The sequence below is a fragment of the Tundrisphaera macrotermitis genome (genome assembly GCF_051175315.1).
Taxonomy (GTDB): Bacteria; Planctomycetota; Planctomycetia; order Isosphaerales; family Isosphaeraceae; genus Tundrisphaera.
The window spans coordinates 6,458,488-6,478,074 of sequence record NZ_CP195100.1; the positions used below are offsets into that span (position 1 = coordinate 6,458,488).

The window sequence follows — 19,587 nt, forward strand, 5'->3', positions numbered from 1 at the left end:
CGAGGCAGACGGGAAGCGGCCGGAGCGCAAGGGTTGCCCCAACAAGAGGGCGACCGAGGAGATGGCCCGCGCCGCGGAGATCGGGGCCGCCCGCGTCCGCAACGGCCTGGCCGACCCCAGGGCCGCCCGCCTGGCCAAGGAGGCCCGGCGCCCGATCGGTGACCACCTGGCCGAATACATCGCGGCGGTCGCGTCCAAGGGCGGCGATCCCAAGCATGTTCGCCAGACCCGGACCTAAGCGGCGCGGGTCATCGACCTGACCGGGGTCGCGCGGATCGAGGACCTGGTTCCCTCCGCCGTCCACAATGCATTGGACCAACTCCGCGAGCAGGCCCTCTCCGCCCGCACGTTGAACGCCCACGTCACGGCGATCAAGTCGTTCGGCCGCTGGCTCCGGATCAATCACCGCGTCGCCGACGATTCCCTGGCCGGGGTGGGCAAGCTCAGCGAGAAGGCGGATCGACGCCACGACCGCCGCACCCTTGGCCTGGACGAGCTACTCCGACTCATCGACGCGGCTGCCGCCGGAGGTTCCTACCGGCAGATGAGCGGCCCGGCCCGGGCGCTCTGCAGCCGCCTGGCGGCCACCACGGGACTTCGCTATTCGGAGATCAAGAGCCTCACGACGCGGTCCCTCGCCCCGGACTCCAAGCCCGCGGCGGTGACGGTCGCGGCGGGATACACCAAGAACGGCGAGAAGGCGACACAGGAGTTGAAAACCGACCTGGTCGCCGACCTCCGGGCCTACCTGGTTGGGTTGCCCGAGGGGAGCCCGGTCTTCCCACTGCCCGAGAAGGGGGCCGCGATGCTCCGAGTCGACCTGGCCGCCGCGGGGATCCCCTACCGCGACGAGGCTGGGGTCTTGTTCGACTTACACGCCCTGCGGTGCCAGTACGCCACCCTGCTCGACCAGTTCGGGGCCAGCCCCCGGATCGTCCAGCAGAAGATGCGGCACTCGACCCTGGAGTTGACCGGCAGGTACACGCGGCCGGGGGCCCATGAGTTGGAGGCGGCGACCGCCGCGCTTCCGGACCTCGGCCCGGCTCGGCCGATCCCCGGTGGCATCGCGGCCACTCCCGGAGAGGCGGAACCGGGACACATAAGAGAAGGCTTTTCCACGCATTTGCCACGCGCAGGGGACGCGGCGGGGCGCGACCTGGCGGAGGATGGCGAGATGACCGGGCCGGCGGCCGAGATTAGATCGAGCCACAAACCCATAGACCAGGAACGCTTAGACACCGCCAGGCGGGACCTGGCGGCGTCTGGCGGGAGTGCCCCCCGTAGGACTCGAACCTACAACCCGCTGATTAAGAGTCAGCTGCTCTGCCAATTGAGCTAGGAGGGCGATGGCATCGAATTGTTACGCAGCTGAAGACGATCTTTGCTGGATCGATCAGACGGTGGGGTTCGCTGTTTTGAACCGCGTTCGCCCTGCGTTTCCGTGGGTTGTTTATAACAAACCCAGCCCTGGAGTTGCAAGATACCAGGGGGATTTTTCGGAACCGAGGCCGCCATGATCCTCACTGGCGCGGTGGCCGGGCTGGGCTCGGAGGCTGGCGCGGATCCCGAGATGGAAGACTGGCCGCCGAATAGATCGACGGGCGGGGAGACCGGGGCGAGGAGGATCGCCTCTCCGGATGAAGCCGAGCCGATGTCATTTACCGATGCAGAAGCGGCGGAAGATCCTGTCGAGGAGATCGTCGGTGACGACGGCCCCGACGACGCGGCCGAGGTCGTCGATCGCCTGGCGGATGTCCACGGCCACGAGTTCGTCGCCGGCCCCGGATCGGACCGCCGAGGCGGCCTCCTCCAGGGATCGGCCGGCGCGGGTGAGCGACTCTCGGCACCGTGCCCCGGTGCCGGCGGGCAGGTCGCCATCGACGTCGCGGGCTCGGAGCATCGCGGCGACCGCCGACCGGAGGGCGGGGATTCCCGAGCCGGTCGCCGCGGCCGTCGCCAGGAGCCCGTCATCGCAGGGCGGGGCGAGGTCGGCCTTGGTCCAGACCCCGATCCGAGGACGGCCGGGGGCGACCGGGGCAGGGTCGGCCGGGGCGTCGGCCGATTCGCAGACGAGCAGCAGGTCGGCCAGGCCGGCCTGGTCGGCCCGGGCCTTCTGGGCGAGGCGTTCGATGGGGAGTTCGGCCGGCTCGGCTCCGGCCGTATCGATCAGGTCGACGGCCAGGCCGTCGCAGTCGCAGGCCGCTTCGAGGTAGTCGCGCGTCGTGCCCGCTCGCTGGGAGACGATCGCGCGATCGCCCCCGACCAGGGCGTTGAACAGGCGGCTCTTGCCGGCATTGGGCGGGCCGACCAGCACCACCCGGGGGCGGCTCCCGGCGCGATCGCGGCCCCGGAGCCGGTCGGCGATCGATAGGATGTCGGCGGCGGCCCCCCCCAGTTCGTCGGCCAGGCTGGTGCGACCCAGCAGGTCGACGTCGGGCTCCTCGGCGAAGTCGAGGTTCGCTTCGAGGTGGGCCAGCAGGTCGGCGAGCCGATCCCGCAGCGCCGCGATCGGCGTGGCGAGGCCGCCGGCCAGTTGCTTCAGGGCGGCCTCGAGTTGCCCGCCATCCCGGGCATCGATCACCCCGAGGACGGCCTCCGCCTGCGTGAGGTCGATTCGACCCGACAGGAAGGCCCGGAGGGTGAACTCCCCGGGCTCCGCGAGCCGGGCCCCGTCGGACAGGCAGTCCGCCAGGACGAGGCCGAGGATCGGCGGCGACCCGGACAGGTGGATCTCGACCAGGGGCTGCCCCGTGTAGGTCCGCCGGCCGGGCCAGCCCGCGAGTGCGACGGTCAGGGGTCGGCGTAGTTCATCGGAATGCCATCGGCCGGGCCGGCGCTCGGGGTGCGTCGGCGTCCCCCCAGGACGGTCGGGACGGAAGCGATCCAGGGCGATCGACCAGGCGTCCGGCCCGGTCAGGCGGATCAGCCCGCGCAGGCCGGGGCCCGACGGGCTGGCGATCGCGGCGATGGTGTCCGACGTGTCGAGGGGCATCGGGTCGGGGTCCGGGAAGTTTGCCCCGGCGGGAGGGGAGAGTGGGAAACCGAAGCGGGCCCCTGGGTTCGCGAAGAACCCGGGGCCCGGTGATCGATGGGAACGGTCGTTCCGCTTCGCTCAGAACGCGTCGGAGGAGACGACTTCGCCGCCGTTCATCGTGACGATCGAACGGATCACGATCGGGTTGGTCGTTTCCTTGAGGAACTTCACGCTGCCGTCGGCCATCAGGACGTTGGCCCCGCCGGGGTGGTAGCTGAAGATCTCGTCATTGGCACCGGCGTCCACGACGACACCGCTGGTCGTGTTGAACGGGGTGCTGGCGTTGAACATGGGGCGGATCTTGTTGTTGATCGCGCCCGAGACGCCGATGGCCGAGGCGGGGTCCGCCCACCTCCAGAACCGACGACGCTTGCCCGCGGAGCCGCTCAGGCCGTTGTAGGCGGCGGTCCAACCGGTGGCGGTGTTGTAGCCCGAGTCCGTGTAGGCGCAGAAGTACCGGGGGTCGCGGCCGGCGTCCTCGGCGAAGGCCACCGTGTTGCTGGTGCCGTCGACCGCCTCGGAGATGCGGGTCTGCGAGTTCTTGAGGAGCCCGTTGGCCGCGCTGGTCGTCAGGCGGTAGGGGGTGGCCGGGTAGGTCGTGGAGGTCGCGCCGTTCGGGGCGATGTCCGTGAAGCTGGTGGGGGCGTAGTCGGCGACCCCGTAGCCACCGTTCAGGTTGGCCGCGGTGGCATCCGTGTCGCCACCGGCCGTGTTCGAACCTTCCTTGCCGCCGGAGGGCGACCGGGTCGCGCTGGGGCAGAGGAACGAGTTCTGGACCGTCGTGAACGAGGTCGTGTTCTGGAGGCCGGACGAGTTATAGGGGACGGTGAAGTTGATCGTGTTGAAGATCGTCGTCCCCTCGATGTACTGGAGGAGGCGCGGCAGCACGCCGTATCCGCCGTCATTGAAGAGGGGGGCGGTGGAGTTGCCGACGGTCGTGGCCATGCCCGACGGGGGGAACGAGCCCGAGCTGCTCTCGTAATTGTGCATGGCCAGGCCCAGTTGCTTCATGTTGTTGACGCACTGGGTGCGGCGGGCTGCTTCGCGAGCCGCCTGCACGGCCGGCAGCAGCAGGGCGATGAGGACGGCGATGATGGCGATGACGACGAGCAACTCGATCAGTGTGAACCCGCGGCGATTCCGTGTTTGCCTCGACAAGCTCATCAATTGTGACCTTTCCGTCGTAAACGGCAACATTTTGCAACGCTCGCATTGTGTCCCATCCCGGGCGGAATGGGAAGGAAAATCCCTGGAAAATCACCCCACATGAGAATCGGTCGTCTCAGAGGGAATCCGATTTCACACATGAGGATGACATGGGCCGTTGATTCCATGCACCCAACACGACGCCATCCCACGCCATTGTGCGGCCGAACCTCGCTTGGACGGCCCGGGATCCGGCCGGGATTTGCCCCCGGCCGCGATCCGGATGGTCGCTCGGTGCCGATGTCCGATCGACTCGGCCGGGAGAATCCTAGTACACGCCGGCCCGGCGGTTCGGGGAATTCGGGGCGGCCGGCCATTTTCGGGGGGCGGTATCAGTCATCGTCCTCGCCGAGACCCTCATCGAAGTCCTGCGCGAACCCTCGGGATGCGGCCGCGGCGACCGGGACCGGGTTGGCCGGGGCCTCGTCGCCGCCGAAGGCACCCCGGGGGCCGAACTGGAGGACGTTGCCCACGCCGGCCGTCCGCTTCAGGTCGGTGAGCATCGCGTCGTCGTAGCGGACCTTCAGCGACGAGCCCGCCTTGTAGATCGCGCGGCGGACGTTGGCCAGGCCGAGGATCTCCAGGTAGAGGTCGAGGTTCCCCGGGTAGTTGCGGACGGTCCGGAGCAGGCGTTCGAGGTCGTCGGGCTGGGTGCTCCCCTTGTGGAGCCGGACGATGACCCCGCGCGACAGCTCGGACGCGGCGCGTTCCAGGGGGATGACCCGGCTGATGATCAGCTCGGCGGGGTCGCGGCGGCAGTCGAGCGAGCCCCGGACGAAGACGATCTGATCCTCCTTGACCTGCGATTCGAACCGGGCGAACTCCTCGGGCCAGAGCATCGCCGGGATCGATCCGGTCAGGTCCTCGAAGGTCATCTTGCCCATCCGGGTGAGGCCGGACCGGCTCTTGGAGACGTTCTTGACCTGGAGGCCGACGATCATCCCGCCCAGGACGACCTCCACCTTGGGGCCCCGGTTGGCGAAGTCGAACTTCTCGCCCGAGCCCTTGGACTTCTCGGCGATCTCGCCGAGGTCGCAGACCTGGTGGGTGGCCAGGGCCTGGAGGATGGCCGAGTGCCGGGCCAGCGGGTGGCTGGTCATGTAGAGGCCGAGGGCCTTCTTCTCCTCGGCCAGCTTCACGGCGTCGGCGAGTTCCTCGATGTCCGGCAGGACCATCGTGGCCGCCGCCGGCCCGGCCGCCTCCTCGGCCACCGAAGAGTCGAACTGGTCGAACATGTGCTTCTGCTGCGTGTCCGACCGGACCTTCCGGATGGCCTGCCCCCCCTGGACGGCTCGCGGGAGGATGGCCAGCAGCTGGCTCCGCCGCGCCCCCAGGCAGTCGAAGGCGCCGGCGTAGATCAGGGTCTCGATGTTGCTCTGGGAGACGAGGCCGGCCGGGACGCGCTCGACGAGGTTGTCCAGCCCGGTGAAGGGGCCGCCCGCCGCGCGGGCCTCGAGGATCGCCTGGATGGCGCGCTCGCCGACGCCCTTGACCGCCCCGAGGCCGAAGTGGATCTTGCCGTCCTCGGGGACGCTGAACCCGAGCTGGCCCTCGTTGATGTTGGGCGGCAGCAGCTCGATGCCCATCCGGCGGCAGTCCTCGACGTGGTCGACGAAGAACTTGTCGCGCTCGGCCCCGTCCATCTCCGAGGACAGCAGGGCGGCCATGAACTCGGTCGGGTAGTGGGTCTTGAGCCACGCCGTCTGGTAGGCCACCAAGGCATAGGCGCAGGTGTGCGACTTGTTGAAGCCGTAGCCGCCGAAGAACTCGATCAGCTCGAAGATCTTGACCGCCTTGGCCTTGTCGACCCCCTTCTCCACGGCCCCCTTGACGAACTGCTCGCGGCCCTCGGCGATGGTCTCCATCTTTTTCTTGGAGATCGCCTTGATGCAGGCGTAGGCCTTGGATAGCTCGATCCCGCCCAGGCGGTTGAGGATCCGCATGACCTGTTCCTGGTAGACCATCACCCCATAGGTCTCTTCCAGGACGTCCTTCATCACCTGGTGTTCGTACTGCGGGCTCTTTCGCTTGTGCTTCACGTCGACGTATTCGTCGACCATCCCGCCGTTGAGCGGGCCCGGGCGATAGAGCGCGAGGATGGCGATCAGGTCGGCGAAGCGGTCGGGCTTCATCTTGACCAGCAGGTCGCGGATCCCCGCGCCGTCGAGCTGGAACACCCCCTTGGCCTCGCCGCGCTGGAGCAGGGCGTAGGTCGGCTCGTCGTCGAGCGGGAGGTTCATGATGTCGATCGGGGCGTCGGGATGGCGGCCGTTGATCAGCTTGACCGCGGCCTCCAGGCTGGTGAGGTTGCGCAGCCCGAGGAAGTCCATCTTCAGCAGGCCGGCCTTCTCGACGTCGCCCATCTCCCACTGGGTCGAGACGATGCCCTTCTTGTCGACCTGGAGCGGGACCATGTGCATCAAGGGCCGGTCGGCGATCACGACCCCGGCGGCGTGGGTGCCGACGTTCCGCGCGGTGCCCTCCAGGCGGAGGGCGTAGTCCATCATCCGGCCGAACTCGGGGTCCTCGGCGACCAGCCGATTGAGCTGCGGCTCCTCGTCGAGCGCCTGGGCCAGCGTGATGTTGGGCCGGGTGGGCACCAGCTTGGTGATCTGGTCGACCCGGGCCAGCGGGACGTTCAGGGCGCGGCCGACGTCCTTGAGCGACGCCTTGGCGGCCATCGTCCCGAACGTGCCGATCATCGCGACGTTCTCGGCCCCGTACTTCTCGCGGACGTAGGCGATCACCTCGACCCGGCGTTCCTTGCACAGGTCGATGTCGATATCCGGCGCCTCGGACCGGTTGGGGTCGAGGAACCGCTCGAACAGGAGGTCATAGACCAGCGGGTCGACGTGGCTCAGGTACAGGAGGTAGCTGACCAGGGCCCCGCACGCCGAACCTCTCGCCGAGTTGGGGATCCCCTGCTCGCGGGCGTAGCGGACGAAGTCCCACACGATCAGGAAGTAGGAGGCGAACCCCATCCGGTTGATGATGCCGAGTTCGTGCTCCATCCGGTCGCGGGCCGCCTGGGGCGGGTCGCCCTGGTAGCGGTCGGCCATGCCCTTCTCGCACAGCTCGCGCAGGTACTCCTCGGGCGTCTGCTGGCCGGGGGGCTTGAACGACGGGAACTGGCGCTGGCCCAGGTTCAGGCTCTTGTAGTTCTCCTCGACCAGCCCGGCGATCTTGACCGAGTGGCCCAGGGCCTCGGCCTGGTCCGGCATCGCGGCATACATCTCGGCGGGCGAGCGGACGTGGAACTCGTTGCTCTCGAACCGCATCCGCTTGGGGTCGTCGACCCGCGCCCCGGTGTTGATGCACAGGAGCAGGTCGTGGACCTCCGCGTCCCCCTGCATCAAGTAGTGGGCGTCGCTGGTGCCCACCAGGGGCATGCCGATCCGGCGGGCGAAGTCGATGGCCCGCTCGGCGTGGTCGCGCTGGATCTGGACGTTGTTGCTCTGGATCTCGACGTAGAAGTGCTCCTCGCCGAACCAGCGCTGGTACTGGACGGCGAGCTTCTCGGCGAGGTCGAAGCGGTCGTGGAGGATGTGGTCGGAGAACTCCGAGCCGACGCACCCGGACAGGACGATCAGCCCTTCCTTGTGCTGCTCCAGGATCTCGTTGTCGATCCGGGGCTTGTGGTGCTTGCCTTCCAGGAACGCGCGGGACGACAGCCGGCAGAGGTTGCGGAACCCCTCGGCGTTGCGGGCCAGCAGCGTGAGGTGGAAGTAGTGCTCCTTGCCCGAGTGGCCGCCGGCCACCTTGGAACCGCGGTGGCCGGGCGCGACGTAGGCCTCCATCCCGACGATCGGCTTGATGCCGGCGGCCTTGGACTCGCGGAGGAACTCGACCGCGGCGTGCATGTTGCCGTGGTCGGTCACCGCGATCGCGTCCATCCCCATCGCCTTGACCCGCTGGACCAGCGCGGGGATCTTGCTGGCGCCGTCCAGCAGGCTGTAATGGCTGTGGCAATGGAGATGGGTGAAAGGCCGGCTCGACATCGCTGTCACCTCGATCGGGTCGGGTCGCGCCCCCGGGTCGGCCCGGTGGCCCGTCCTGGGCGGGTTCCATCCCTTGATATCGGTCGAGACCCGAAGGTGACTGGAATGCGTCGCGGGCCCTCCTCCATCCTATCCGATCGCCCAACCCGGACGGAACGCCCGGGGCCCATCCCCCGGCGGCCTCAGCCCTTCGAGCCCGCGCCCACCGTCTCGTCTTCCTGGACCTCGGCGGCGGACGATTCCAGGCCCTGAACCAGGGCCCCGAGCTGGAGGGCGAGCAGGCGGTCTTCCGGGATGGCGCCGCGGAGCAGGTGGAGGAATGCCTCGGCCCCGATCATCACCGCCTTGGGCTTCCCGTGGATCGTCACCACGAAGCGGGACGCCGGGTCTTCCAATTTATCGAGAACCTTGGGCAGGTCGCGGTGCAATTCACGGCTGCCGATGAAGCGAACGCGGGACATGGCTGATCCTCGGCGGGAGGTGATTTTGCCGGGAGTAGGGTGCGTGGCGAAGAAAGGAAATGCCACGGCCTCGATAGGTGGATGTATCGTAACCGCGGGACGCCCGCCAGTCAATTCGGCCCGGCCCGCCCCCGCCGGTCGAGATTGACCGTCCCCGGCGGACATGCTAGCTTCCGCCCCGACCCGGGACGGTACGGGCGCAGGATCTCGCGGGATGCGGCCAGGGAGGCCAGTCGATGCGGCATGCGATGACGGCGGGCGGTCTGCTCGCGATTTCGGTATTCGCCGGATGCTCCTCGACCGGCTCATTGGGCCGCCAGGCCGTGACCTCGCCGGTCGGCCCCTCCTACGTCGCGGGCAAGGGGGTCCAGGTCTTCCCGGCCTCGCCCGCCGTGATGAGCGACGTCAAGGATGCCATGACCGACGTCGGCATCCACTCGATCAAGCAGGTCCGGGAGCCGGACAACACCGACGTCTTCGAGGGGACGACCGCCGACAACCGCAAGGCTCAGGTGGCCGTCCAGCCCCGGGGCTCGAAGATGGTGGTGACCACCAAGATCGGCTGGCGGGGGGACGAGCCTTTGTCCCGCGCCGTGCTGGACCGGATCAGCATCCGCCAGGGCACCATGCCCGACTCGGCCATCCCGGTCACGCCGGCCTCCAACGCCTCGCCCCTGGAGACCGAGCCCGAGCCGGAGACCCAGGCCAACGTGGGCGTGCCCGACTCGGTCATGCTCCGGAGCCAGCTCGAATCCGGCGGCTTCGGCCAGTCCCCCTGATCGGGCCCGCCTCGGTCACAACGTCTTGAGATATTCGATCACGTCGGCCCGCTGGTCGTCGGTCAGCTTGTCGCCGAAGGTGTGGCCGCCGTTGCCCAGGCCGAACCGCGACGAGTCGAACAGGTAGCGGGCCCGCGCGGGGTCGGGGCTGCCGTCGCCCGACGCGGCGGGCAAGTCGAACTTCCAGCCGACCGCCGCCCGGTCGTAATGCCCGAAGTCGGTGGACGGCGGCCGGTAGAACCGGGCCGGCCGATCGCCCGACCGCAGCAGCGTGGCCAGCGTCGGGACCGAGCCGTTGTGCAGGTAGGGTGCGGTCGCCCAGACGCCGTCCAGGGGCGGGGCCTGGTAGCCGGGCACCTCGTCGTGGACCGCCCCCTCCTCGCCGAACCAGGTCGAGTTGTAGTGGGCGACCATCCGGTCGGACAGGCCCAGAGACCGCGCCGGGTCGGTGCCGATCGTCTCCAGATCCACGACCTTGTTGGGATACTTGCCGTCCGGCCCATAAGTGCCGTGGCAGCGGGCGCAACTCGCCTCGAACACGGATCGGCCCCGGTCGGCCCGGGCCGCGTCGATCGGGAACGGGTACCTGGGGGCCTTGAGGCTCTTGAGATAAGCCTGGATGTCCCGGAACGTCGGCTCCAGGTCCTTGAACTCCTCCAGGGTCTTCTCGCCGAGCATGAACTGCATGTTGGACCGGACCGACCGGGCCTCGGTGCGGCCGTCGTAGTACATGGTCTTCTTCTTCGCGAGCAGCCACCACGCCGGCACGTCGATCTCGGGCAGGTTGGCCCCCAGGGGCAGCGGGAGCATCCGGAACGACAGGTCGGGGTTCCTCAGGCTGAGCAGGATCACCGAGAACATCCCGGCGTTGACCGTCCCCCGCGACGAGTTGATCACGATCGTCTGCGGGGGCAGCCGGCGCCCTTCGGCCCGGGTCAGGTCGTTGAGCAGGAGCTTGAGGTCGAGCGTCGTGTTGCCGATCCCGACGTAACTCGTTCCGCCGATCGAGCCGCCGTGGCAGGTCAGGCAGTCGATCTGCATCCCGACCTTGGTGCCGTCCGGGCCGTTGCCGCGCCGGAGGCCCATCGGCAGGCCGTCGTTGGGGAACGGCGCGGGGGGCAGGCCATAGCGTTGGCGGAACGCGGCGGCGTAGGCCTCGGGATCGGCCGACGGGTCGGGGGCCGGGGTGTCCCAGAGCTGGCCGGCCCTGGCGTAGGCCTCGGCCGTCCACCCCGGCTTGAGGTAGCCGGTCCCGGTCATCGCGACCCGGCCGCGCTCGACGGCCGCCGGATCGGGCTCGTCCCCGAAGGCCGGGATCGAGACGGCCAGCGTACCCAACAACGCCCCGATGATGCTGGCCCTTTTCATGGCGATGACCCGCGATTTGGACCACGTTCCGGACCGAACTTCTTCCTCCGTTATAGGCATCCGTCCACCATTCGGGAATGCCCGACCGCTCACAATCAGGGCGGGTCGAATCCTCCCGGGTGCCACGGGTGGCAGCGGGCCAGCCGGGCCAGGCCACGCCCCACGCCCCGGCCCAACCCATCCTTGCGGATCGCCCCGGCCATGTACCGGCTGCACGACGGCTCGAACCGGCACCGGGGGCCGAGCAAGGGGCTGAGGGTCCTCTGGTAGACCCAGAGCGAGGCCAGGATCGGGGCGGCGAGGATCCGGCCGATCATGGCCGGGGCTGTTGGGGGATCCGACGGCCCAGGCGGCGGGCGGCGGCCCAGGCCAGCCAGGGCAACCCCTGCCGGGCCTGTTCGAAGGTCAGGCCCGGGCCGCGCGGGACCACGATCAGGTCGATCCCCACCGGCATCTCCCCCTTCGCCAGCCGGAACGCCTCCCGCAGCAGACGCTTGACCCGGTTGCGGTCGGACGCCTGGCGGACCTTCCGCTTCGAGGCCGAGATCCCCAGCCGCGAGTACTCCAGCCCGTTTTCGAGCCCGTAGACGATCAGCCCCGGGTCGGAGACCGATTTCCGGCCCTGGAAGGCCTGGCGGAAGATCGCGGGATCGTTGATCCGTTCGTGCGGGCGGAATCGGGCGGAGATCATGCGACCCTCGGGGGTGGGTGGTGGGCCGTCAGGCGGGCGGATCGGCTCGGTTGGTCAACTCGGGGAGGCGGACGATCTTCGGCGGGTCCAGCTTCGCCACCAGCCGGCGGCCCCGGCGGATCAGGAGCCACACGACCAGCGCCGCGATCGAGGCGGTCGCCACCAGCCACCAGCCGAGCAGCGAGGCGACCACCCGGCCGATTCTTTTCCGGTCTTCGGGCTTCAGGTCGTCGCGCTCCAGCAAAGGGCGGCGGTCAGGCATCGCCGTCGGGCCCCGGCCAATCGTCCAGGGTCGCGTTGAGTTCGCGGGCCAGTTCGCCGAGCCGGGCGTGGGCGGTGGCCATCTGGTCGCGGAGCCGGAGGATCACCTCGACCCCGGCGAGGTTGATGCCGAGGTCGCGGCGGAAGGTGACGATGGTCCAGAGCCGGCGGATCTCGGCCGGGCCGTAGCCCTCCCGATCCCCCTCGCGGACCGCGGCGACCAGGCCCCTCCGCTCGAATCGGGCCAGGGTCTCCACGGTGATCGCCAGGTGGTGGGCCACTTCGTCACGCGAGAAGATCGGGCGTCCCATGACCGTGCTCACCCCTTGATTCACCAGAGCCCGTCGCGCGGGCGCGACGGGTTGCGGGCCGCGAACTCCTCGATCAGCTTCCGGCTCTCCTCATCGATCCCCTTGGGCACGACCACCCGGGGGACGATGTAGAGGTCGCCCTCGGGTTGCGATTTCGATGCCGGGACCCCCTGGCCCCGGAGCCGGAGCTTCTGGCCGGAGCTGGTCCCCGGCGGGATCGGCATCGTCTTGGTGCCGTCGAGCGTGGGGACCTCGATCCGGGCGCCCAGGATCGCCTCGGCCGCCGAGATCGGGACCTCGACCGAGAGGTTGCGGCCGTCTCGGGTGAAGTAGGGGTGCGGCTCGACCGAGACGGTGATGATCAGGTCGATCCCGTCCCCCCCCTGCCCCTTCAGGCGGATCTTCGACCCCGACTCCAGCCCGGGCGGGATCTTGATGACCTTGGACTCGCGCCCGCCCGTCCCGCGATCCAGCTCGATGGCGGTCTCCCCGCCCCGGACGGCGGTGAGGAACGGGATGGCGATCGACGCCTCGGCCGCCTCGGGCTCGCGGGCCGGGGCTCGTCGCCGCTGGCCTCCGCCCTGGCCCCCGCCGCGCATCCGGGTCAGGATCTCGTCGAAGATCCCCCCGCCGCCGGCCTCGGCCGACATCCCCGGCCCGCCCTGCTGGTTGAAGAACGACCCGAGGTCGATGTTCTCGAACCCGCCCGGCCCCGCCTGGCGCGAGGCCCACTCCGACCCGCCCGAGCGCGGGCCGTAGGGGTTGAACCCCGAGAACGCGGCGTGGCCGAACTGGTCGAACTGGGCCTTCTTCTCGGGGTCCGAGAGGATGTCGTAGGCGCCCTGGATTTCCTTGAACTTGGCCTCGGCCGTCTTGTCGCCGGGGTTGGCGTCGGGATGGTGCTTGCGCGCGAGGGCGCGGTACGCCTTCTTGATCTGCTCGGCGGAAGCATCCCGGGCCACCCCGAGCACCTCGTAATAATCGCGGTCGGCCATCACGTCCCCCGAAACGGTCGCGTCGTCCTCGGCCTCGACGTCCGGCGAGCCCGCGACGGCGACGAAGCGACCGGACCCATTTTAGCGGACCCGCCCCCCGCAAGACAAGCAATGGAGACCTCCACCTCGGCCCATCCCAACATCGCCGAGGCGGCCCCGCCACGACCCGGCACGCCCGGGCCATTGGGTTCGTTCGGGAAATCCGCGGTGCCCGGGGACCCCGCCGTTGGGTTCGTTTTTCCCACGCCATCGTCCGCGGTTGGACCGGCATCGTTGGGTTCGTTTTTCCCGGCCGCGTTGCCCAGGATCCCCATCGTCGTTGGGTTCGTCTTTCCCGAAGGCGCGGGCCCCTGCCGTCCTGGCAGGTGGGTTCGTTCCTCCCCGCCGCCACGGCCCGCAGTCCCGACGCCGTTGGGTTCGTTTTGCCCGAGGCATCGAAGGCCCGTCGCGGGCCCGCCGCGACGTGATGAGGCTCGAAGGAGGGTCAGGGTGGTCCGCATGGTCGAGGTTCGCGCGTGGGGTGCCGATATCGGATGTCCACCGGATATCATCGTGTCCGCGACCGGCCCATAGCACACTTTCTCGGCCCAGGACGACGGATTCCCTCGATCGATGATCCGGGCGTGCCCGATGCGTGTCATGCAACGCCGTAAATTTCCGATCCGATGCCCATCGATCTCCCCTGAGGGCTGAGTTTCCGCGAAGCGGTTCACGTTCGATGAGTCGTCCCCGGGTCGATCGGTGATCGGGCGTCGAGGTTGGTTGGCTCCGAGACGTCTGCCACCCTCCGCCTCAGTCGACTCGACGGATCATCCCCCGGCTCGCGGGGTCGAAGTCCGCGGGGAATCGGGTTCGGCCGTCGTACACGGCAAGGTTGAGATCGGCGGCGGTTAGGTCGGCCCCTCGAAGATCGGACCCGTCGAAGCGGCACTCATTGAGCCAGGTCGAACCGCCGAGGTTGTCCCGCCCGAACTTCGCCCCCACCAAATCCGCATCGGTGAGGTCAGCCCCTTGCAAGCCGGCCCCCCGGAAGTCGGCTTCCTGCAACTTTGCGCCCCGGAACGACGCATTGAATGCCAACGCCCAGTACAGGTCGGCCCCGCGGAGGTCGGCCCCGTCGAAAATGGCATCCATGCAGACGACGCCTTCCATGATGGCACCTTCGAGGATGGCGTCGGTCAGGTCGGCTTCGCAGAGGTCGGCCGAGGTGAGTATCGCCCGGCTCAAGTCGGTCCCGACGAGCGATTCGCCATCAAGTTGGGCGGCCAGCAAATCGAGGCCACGGAGGTCGGCCCCGGGTAGCTCTCCCTCCCGCTCCAGGAGGACTTTTCCTTCCTTTGAAAGGATCCGCATGCCGACTCCAGGTCCCGTCATTTGGACATCGTCCACCGCTGCGATTCATCGGCCACGATGCGGTGGGCGAAGCCTAGCCAACGAGACTATAAACCTGCCTCCCACCGATGTCGCTCGACCGCCCTCCGGCCCTTCGTCGCCGCCCTCTCCCAGACGTCCGCCTGGTCCGCCCATGACGGGGTTTTGGGTGGGTCCCACGGATAGGGGCAGGCCCTCAGGCCCTCGGCCTCATCGCTCGCATCGTCCCAGGCCGCCCCCCGCTCCGCCCGACCCCGGCAGTCGGCCGCCCTCCGATCCATGAGGTCACACTCCGAGGCGCAAAGCACCGCCATCATCCCATGGAAATCGGACCGCAAATGGACCTGGGGGTCGGTGGCCCGGCGCACGAAAAAGGCGACGCCGGCGACGAGGACGGCGAAGACAAACCCCTCGATCAGATACCTTCGACCATGCCTCTGCCAATCGTCGGCGAGATGGGCCCAGAGCGACTGCCGCATGTCCTCGGATCGCATGGGTCGGGCCTGCCTTCGTGAAGGATCCTCTCCCTATCACAAATCAAAGATTTGCACCCGAAGAATCGTCCCTGATCCTGGGGCTGACGACCTCGAATGGCCAGCCACGCTCGCGATATTCGCGCTCCAGACGGAGCAACAGAGGGCCCACGAGCCGGGGATCGCGGATCTCGATCAGGATCGGCTTGAGGGCGAATTCGCCGTTGGCGCCGGACACCTTCACCCGCTCCGATCCAAGCTTGTTGGCCTGAAAATCCCTCACCGCGATCGACCAGTTCGCCGTCCGCGTCGGGCTCTCGAACACATAGGGCGACCTGGACTCCTTCGGTTCGGCGTCCGCCACCCGGGCCATGGCCTCGGAGAGGATCGCCTGCGTTGCGTCACGCTGGAGATACATCACGACCCTTCGAGCTTCCCATTTCTCGAGATGTCGCCGCTGGGCCGCCATGAACCCGAGGAAGAGGGCGACGCCCGCCACCAGGCCCATCATGCGACGGATCGTCAAGCGACGGCTTTGCGATGGCATCGTCCGGGCTCTTTCAATAGGCCGCCCTGGCTGGAAATCGTTCGCCGCATCAGCTTCGTCGGGCGGGCGACGCTCGCCCTGCGGGACTTCGACCACCGGGCGGCAGCCCGGGTCATGGCAGGATGATTCGCGACTTCCGGTCCGGGTCGGGGCGTTCGTCGATGAAGGAGACATCCGAGGCGAAGACGACGATGGTGAAGGGTTTGTCCCAGGGCGGCCGTGCGACGACCCTCGTGATCAGTTGAGGATTCGACCCGATCATCCCCAGGATTTCGGCCACCTGCGGGCGGGGATCGGCCCGGATCATGAGCGTCGAGCGGAGGTCGGACGCGATGGCCTCGTGCAGGCTCAAGACCTTGAAGCCCTCGCCGCTCGCGTCCGCGAACATGGCCAGGACGACCGGGTCGCTGACGCCGCGCGATTTCGCCTCCCGGTAGGCGAACTCGGATCGGACGACGACGAGCCTGTGGATCCGCTCGTCGTAGTGTTCGGAGGGGGTCCTGCCGCCCGAAAGCCCGGGGTGGCCGGAATCGTTTTTCAGGCCCCGGAGCGTCGCCCCGACCGCCCGCATGGCCTCGTCCCATCCGGCGGAGGCGTTGCGTTGGCTCCAGCCGAGGCCCGGGCGGGGGAAGTGGGCGGGGTTGTCGATCTGGGGGAACGTGGCCTCGACGAACGCCTGGTCCTCGGGAGCCGGCTGCCATTCCGAATACATGGCCCGGACATCGGAGGGGGCCGCGCCGGTCCGCTCCTGGAGGGATTCCCAGGCGCGTCGGAGGCAGTCGGGCGCCCGGGTGGGCCCCCGCTCATCGAAACGCCGGACGGTCCCTTCGCTTTCCACGTCGATGACCACGATGTTGATCTCGGGATCGAAGTTCATCTCGGCAATGCGGAGCGCGGCCGCCAGGTCAGGCTGGTTCATCGGGTCGTCCCCCTCGCGGACCGGTCGTGGATGGATCGGATGGGCGTGCGGACCCGCGATCGGATCGCCGCCCATGAAGTCCGGGCACGATATTGATCGGCGCGGATGCGATTTGCAATGCCGAGGTCGGATTCTCAGCTCGACTCCCCCATCGATCCGTGGATCCGACCCGGGGGAAGTTTGAATGTTCGCCGACGCCCGAACCGTGACGCTCGGGAACCGACGCAAGTTCCGCAGGGTGGGCATCGCCCACCGATTCAATCCATCGGTCACGATGCGGTGGGCGTTGCCCACCCTACGGGCCTTTATTTTTGGGCATCGCCCACCGGTTCGACCTGCTGAGCACGATGCGGTGAGCGATGCGCAACCCTACGTGACCTTTTGTGGGGAAGGTCAATCACGCTCCACCAAAGGGTCCGTCTATCTAGAGGCTCACCTACCGAGGCGAGTGATGACCAAATCCGTTCGAGTCAGCAACTTCGCGATCCACGACGCGTTATCGTGCGAGAAGACGAACCGGGTGGCCTGCATGATCATCCGCTTGTTGACCTCTCGGACGAATCGCTGATTGGCAGGGTCACGGAAGAACGGCCGGACGACGGGTTGGTGGGACCCGTGCAGGGCCACCTCCTTGGATATGGGGAAGATCAGCTCGGTGTCCTTGACCGCTAGTCCGATCCCCTCCTTGAGGAAGAAGTTGGCGGGATAATCCGAGGTGACGAAATGCTGCGGGCCGGTGGACTGGAGGACCCGCCAGTGCATCGTGAGCAATACCGCGACAACGTTCTCGCTAGGGAACGGGCTGTCCACCATGTCGACGATGTTTTGCGGCAGTTCGCCTTGATGCTCCTTGAGGACCCGCTCCATCACGGCGATACGGGCCTGGACCCAGTCCTCATCGTGCCCATGCTGTTCGGCCACCTCCCGGAGCAACACCGGGAAATTCCTCCTCTCCTCCTCGATCGCACCTGGGAGGTAGTCCGCCGCGATCCCGCGGCCCCATTCGCGATGGAAAGGGATGCGGCGGATCATCGAGCCGACGTGCACGGCGAACGCCCTCAGCTCCGAGTCGGTCAACGGCTGTCGCTCGAGGATCTTTTGGATGGCATCACCGCCCGGCCGTTCAATCTCCCGAGTTAAGCGTTCTTCCGTGTCGTCGTCGAAGTAGCCTTCCTGCTGGGCGACCTTCCCGATTTTCGCTAGCACGGGCGGGTTGCCCCGTTTGTCGTGCTGCCAGATGAACTCCGGCCTCTCGGGGCTCTCGAAATGCCGGAGGTGACGTCGCGGGACCGAGTGTTTTCCCATCGATCCATCAGCCTCAGATTGAGCGTTTGTCAACAAATTCAGATCTGGCGATCCAGACCGCTGGTCGCTCGGTCAACGGCCGTTCCTTCGGGCAGGTCTTTGCGTACCAAGCCCGTTTTATATCCAGCCTTCTGGCCCGATGTCGCTTCGCGGACATCTACCTTATCGACGCGGAGCGACTCGACCTTCTCTTCGTGGAAGCGGTCTTCAAAGACGTACCCGACCGTATCGCCAATCGAGAGCCTCTCGCCATCATCGACGAGGATGCTCGCTACCGAAATTTTGTCGTAGTAGTGAGCGATCTCTCCCACGCGTCGGTAGTGTGCTGGAAGCTCACCGATCCTGCCCGCTTGGAAAAAGACGTCCTGGACATGTTGCTTATCCCAGCCCCAACGCTCCATACCCCGGATCAATCGGAAGAGGTCCCAGGTTGTCATCAACCCCGTCCCGTTATCCGAGGCATCCGCGACCTGGGCGTCGGTGAAAACGCTATTATTGTCGCGCTCTAAAGGCGGGAGGTTTCTTTGATGATTGACCAGCGTGACCCCGTGAGGTGTGATGACCGGCTGGTCCGGCCAGATCCAGTTTCGAATGCGACGTAGGATAAACTTCGTCACCTGCAATGTATTCGCCTCTCGCGGCAGTCCCCCAAGGCCCTTGACCTCGACGAGCACTTTCGTCGGCCGGTCCAGAATCTGCAAATCCTCCTGCTTGTTGCCTCCTTCGCCAGTTTTGTCTACGTCTATGACATTTTGAAACTCGATAAATTCAAGTGCGGATTTCACGTCATCAACGAGTTCATCGCCCGTCTTGGTAAGCAACCCGTGGAGGAACGCCAAGCGAGTTTTCTCCTCGAGTATCTCCACCTCGATTGAATTTTTAGCCTCGTCGGCCTTGAGTTGAATTTTTGCTTGGCGAGACCGCTTGGTGACTATACCAGGGTGCTCATAATCCCTTCGGTGGACCCAAGCCTCGCCCTCGTGCTCGGGAAATAATCGGGGAAAGACTTCAGGCAAGTAGCTTTTGAATAAATCGCTCAGGAACCCAGCTTTATCTTCAATCTGAGGCAGGATGATTATTGATCCACGGTTCTCTCCTAAATAGATAGCGGCACCTACTGCGTCTCCGTATTTGGAAAACAAGAATGGAGTAAACGCGGGGTAAGGCTTATCTTCGGTCGTGCGCCATTCCTTGCGTATTGTACAACTAAAATAAGAGCCCTTTGTGAATCTATCGATCAGGCTAATAATCGATGTGCTCTGGTCACCGGGTTTCATCTCGGTGCCGCTATCTCGATTTAAAGTCAGCCAGCGATCACCCAATAAGCTTAAGAATGACCAATTATCCAAGGGGAATTCTTCTCGCCGTTTGTACCTCTCCTCTGGTCTTAAGAATACATATTCGACCGTGGTTCTCGGCGTGGCAAACACGATAAACATGCCCCCGGATTCTAGGATCCGAGCGCCTTCTTCCCTTGCAGTGCCCATTGCCCAATAACGCGGGTTGATAATCCCATAGCCTCCGTTGACAACGAGCTTAGGCACATTGGGAGCAAGCGGTTTTACATCGTTCGGGTATGAAACAGGGGTGGGCTCGGAGGTGTCAACAACGATGATTTCCTGCTCGGCATATCCAGGCAGAGAATACCTCAATGGAACCAAAATATCGCCTGTCGTTAATTTCACTTCGTATGGCACGCCGAAACTGCCAGTTTCAACGTTGAGCCCCAGTTTCCGCAGGGTGAGAGCGGCATCCTCTGGGAGATCGACTAACAAGATTCGAGGCTTTTCATATCGCCGCGATTCTTCGGCCATCTTTTACCGCTCCGTGATCATAACCTTCAACAATAGCGGGGCCAATCGTATTCA

The 19,587-nt window shown here is 66.7% G+C and carries 17 protein-coding genes, 1 tRNA gene and 1 pseudogene; 3 read left to right on the forward strand and 16 right to left on the reverse strand.

Annotated elements, in window-relative coordinates:
* The first annotated feature begins 61 nt into the window (after positions 1 to 61).
* Both TA3x_RS26035 and TA3x_RS26040 read left to right on the forward strand, forming a co-directional pair.
* The gene (locus TA3x_RS26035; protein WP_435017590.1) at positions 62 to 238 is read left to right on the forward strand and encodes a hypothetical protein; all 177 of its coding nucleotides are present in this window, start codon (positions 62 to 64) and stop codon (positions 236 to 238) included.
* Between the two features lie 195 nt (positions 239 to 433).
* Positions 434 to 979, forward strand: a pseudogene (locus tag TA3x_RS26040) (tyrosine-type recombinase/integrase); the annotation flags it as partial.
* A 293-nt stretch (positions 980 to 1,272) separates the two neighbouring features.
* Here the strand turns inward: TA3x_RS26040 and TA3x_RS26045 are convergent.
* The 5 genes from TA3x_RS26045 to TA3x_RS26065 all read right to left on the reverse strand — a co-directional run bounded on the left by TA3x_RS26045 (position 1,273) and on the right by TA3x_RS26065 (position 8,699).
* Positions 1,273 to 1,345 (reverse strand) — tRNA-Lys (locus TA3x_RS26045).
* 309 nt (positions 1,346 to 1,654) lie between these two features.
* Positions 1,655 to 2,992, reverse strand: coding sequence for a tRNA modification GTPase (locus TA3x_RS26050; RefSeq protein WP_435017591.1), 1,338 nt, complete (start codon positions 2,990 to 2,992; stop codon positions 1,655 to 1,657).
* 120 nt (positions 2,993 to 3,112) lie between these two features.
* Complete coding sequence (locus tag TA3x_RS26055; protein WP_435017592.1) at positions 3,113 to 4,198, reverse strand: DUF1559 domain-containing protein; 1,086 nt, start codon at positions 4,196 to 4,198, stop codon at positions 3,113 to 3,115.
* A gap of 374 nt (positions 4,199 to 4,572) precedes the next feature.
* Positions 4,573 to 8,238: a DNA polymerase III subunit alpha gene (dnaE, locus tag TA3x_RS26060; RefSeq protein WP_435017593.1), complete on the reverse strand. Its 3,666-nt coding sequence runs from the start codon at positions 8,236 to 8,238 to the stop codon at positions 4,573 to 4,575.
* 182 nt (positions 8,239 to 8,420) lie between these two features.
* Positions 8,421 to 8,699: a type II toxin-antitoxin system Phd/YefM family antitoxin gene (locus tag TA3x_RS26065; protein WP_435017594.1), complete on the reverse strand. Its 279-nt coding sequence runs from the start codon at positions 8,697 to 8,699 to the stop codon at positions 8,421 to 8,423.
* Between the two features lie 236 nt (positions 8,700 to 8,935).
* Here TA3x_RS26065 and TA3x_RS26070 point away from each other — a divergent pair, with 236 nt between their 5' ends.
* Entirely contained in the window at positions 8,936 to 9,478 is a 543-nt protein-coding gene (locus tag TA3x_RS26070) for a hypothetical protein (protein ID WP_435017595.1), read from the forward strand.
* Between the two features lie 15 nt (positions 9,479 to 9,493).
* Here TA3x_RS26070 and TA3x_RS26075 read toward each other — a convergent pair whose 3' ends face one another.
* From TA3x_RS26075 to TA3x_RS26125, 11 genes are all read right to left on the reverse strand, one after another.
* A complete protein-coding gene (locus TA3x_RS26075; RefSeq protein WP_435017597.1) occupies positions 9,494 to 10,846 on the reverse strand; it encodes a c-type cytochrome in 1,353 nt (450 codons plus the stop codon).
* A gap of 95 nt (positions 10,847 to 10,941) precedes the next feature.
* Entirely contained in the window at positions 10,942 to 11,163 is a 222-nt protein-coding gene (gene yidD, locus TA3x_RS26080; RefSeq protein WP_435017598.1) for a membrane protein insertion efficiency factor YidD, read from the reverse strand.
* Entirely contained in the window at positions 11,160 to 11,537 is a 378-nt protein-coding gene (gene rnpA / locus TA3x_RS26085) for a ribonuclease P protein component (protein WP_435017599.1), read from the reverse strand. The genes yidD and rnpA overlap by 4 nt, the downstream gene beginning before the upstream one ends.
* Before the next feature lie 28 nt (positions 11,538 to 11,565).
* The gene (locus tag TA3x_RS26090) at positions 11,566 to 11,799 is read right to left on the reverse strand and encodes a hypothetical protein (RefSeq protein WP_435017600.1); all 234 of its coding nucleotides are present in this window, start codon (positions 11,797 to 11,799) and stop codon (positions 11,566 to 11,568) included.
* Positions 11,792 to 12,109, reverse strand: a complete 318-nt coding sequence (locus tag TA3x_RS26095) for a MerR family transcriptional regulator (RefSeq protein ID WP_435017601.1) — start codon at positions 12,107 to 12,109, stop codon at positions 11,792 to 11,794. The genes TA3x_RS26090 and TA3x_RS26095 overlap by 8 nt, the downstream gene beginning before the upstream one ends.
* A gap of 20 nt (positions 12,110 to 12,129) precedes the next feature.
* Entirely contained in the window at positions 12,130 to 13,104 is a 975-nt protein-coding gene (locus tag TA3x_RS26100; protein WP_435017602.1) for a DnaJ C-terminal domain-containing protein, read from the reverse strand.
* 792 nt (positions 13,105 to 13,896) lie between these two features.
* Entirely contained in the window at positions 13,897 to 14,457 is a 561-nt protein-coding gene (locus TA3x_RS26105) for a pentapeptide repeat-containing protein (protein ID WP_435017603.1), read from the reverse strand.
* 555 nt (positions 14,458 to 15,012) lie between these two features.
* Positions 15,013 to 15,459 (reverse strand): hypothetical protein, encoded by a 447-nt coding sequence (locus tag TA3x_RS26110; RefSeq protein WP_435017604.1) that lies wholly within the window; start codon positions 15,457 to 15,459, stop codon positions 15,013 to 15,015.
* Positions 15,460 to 15,607: 148 nt separating this feature from the next.
* Positions 15,608 to 16,414: a hypothetical protein gene (locus tag TA3x_RS26115; protein ID WP_435017605.1), complete on the reverse strand. Its 807-nt coding sequence runs from the start codon at positions 16,412 to 16,414 to the stop codon at positions 15,608 to 15,610.
* A gap of 432 nt (positions 16,415 to 16,846) precedes the next feature.
* A complete protein-coding gene (locus TA3x_RS26120; protein ID WP_435017606.1) occupies positions 16,847 to 17,719 on the reverse strand; it encodes a DUF4238 domain-containing protein in 873 nt (290 codons plus the stop codon).
* Positions 17,720 to 17,757: 38 nt separating this feature from the next.
* On the reverse strand, positions 17,758 to 19,533 hold the full coding sequence (locus TA3x_RS26125) for a hypothetical protein (RefSeq protein WP_435017607.1): 1,776 nt from the start codon (positions 19,531 to 19,533) through the stop codon (positions 17,758 to 17,760).
* Between the last annotated feature and the right edge of the window lie 54 nt (positions 19,534 to 19,587).

What these genes read in the sequence shown, in the direction of transcription:
- TA3x_RS26035 (WP_435017590.1), top strand. Translation starts at nt 62, where the DNA reads ATGGCCCGCGCCGCGGAGATCGGGGCCGCCCGCGTCCGCAACGGCCTG.
- TA3x_RS26050 (WP_435017591.1), bottom strand. Translation starts at nt 2,992, where the DNA reads ATGCCCCTCGACACGTCGGACACCATCGCCGCGATCGCCAGCCCGTCG.
- TA3x_RS26055 (WP_435017592.1), bottom strand. Translation starts at nt 4,198, where the DNA reads ATGAGCTTGTCGAGGCAAACACGGAATCGCCGCGGGTTCACACTGATC.
- dnaE (WP_435017593.1), bottom strand. Translation starts at nt 8,238, where the DNA reads ATGTCGAGCCGGCCTTTCACCCATCTCCATTGCCACAGCCATTACAGC.
- TA3x_RS26065 (WP_435017594.1), bottom strand. Translation starts at nt 8,699, where the DNA reads ATGTCCCGCGTTCGCTTCATCGGCAGCCGTGAATTGCACCGCGACCTG.
- TA3x_RS26070 (WP_435017595.1), top strand. Translation starts at nt 8,936, where the DNA reads ATGCGGCATGCGATGACGGCGGGCGGTCTGCTCGCGATTTCGGTATTC.
- TA3x_RS26075 (WP_435017597.1), bottom strand. Translation starts at nt 10,846, where the DNA reads ATGAAAAGGGCCAGCATCATCGGGGCGTTGTTGGGTACGCTGGCCGTC.
- yidD (WP_435017598.1), bottom strand. Translation starts at nt 11,163, where the DNA reads ATGATCGGCCGGATCCTCGCCGCCCCGATCCTGGCCTCGCTCTGGGTC.
- rnpA (WP_435017599.1), bottom strand. Translation starts at nt 11,537, where the DNA reads ATGATCTCCGCCCGATTCCGCCCGCACGAACGGATCAACGATCCCGCG.
- TA3x_RS26090 (WP_435017600.1), bottom strand. Translation starts at nt 11,799, where the DNA reads ATGCCTGACCGCCGCCCTTTGCTGGAGCGCGACGACCTGAAGCCCGAA.
- TA3x_RS26095 (WP_435017601.1), bottom strand. Translation starts at nt 12,109, where the DNA reads ATGGGACGCCCGATCTTCTCGCGTGACGAAGTGGCCCACCACCTGGCG.
- TA3x_RS26100 (WP_435017602.1), bottom strand. Translation starts at nt 13,104, where the DNA reads ATGGCCGACCGCGATTATTACGAGGTGCTCGGGGTGGCCCGGGATGCT.
- TA3x_RS26105 (WP_435017603.1), bottom strand. Translation starts at nt 14,457, where the DNA reads ATGCGGATCCTTTCAAAGGAAGGAAAAGTCCTCCTGGAGCGGGAGGGA.
- TA3x_RS26110 (WP_435017604.1), bottom strand. Translation starts at nt 15,459, where the DNA reads ATGATGGGCCTGGTGGCGGGCGTCGCCCTCTTCCTCGGGTTCATGGCG.
- TA3x_RS26115 (WP_435017605.1), bottom strand. Translation starts at nt 16,414, where the DNA reads ATGAACCAGCCTGACCTGGCGGCCGCGCTCCGCATTGCCGAGATGAAC.
- TA3x_RS26120 (WP_435017606.1), bottom strand. Translation starts at nt 17,719, where the DNA reads ATGGGAAAACACTCGGTCCCGCGACGTCACCTCCGGCATTTCGAGAGC.
- TA3x_RS26125 (WP_435017607.1), bottom strand. Translation starts at nt 19,533, where the DNA reads ATGGCCGAAGAATCGCGGCGATATGAAAAGCCTCGAATCTTGTTAGTC.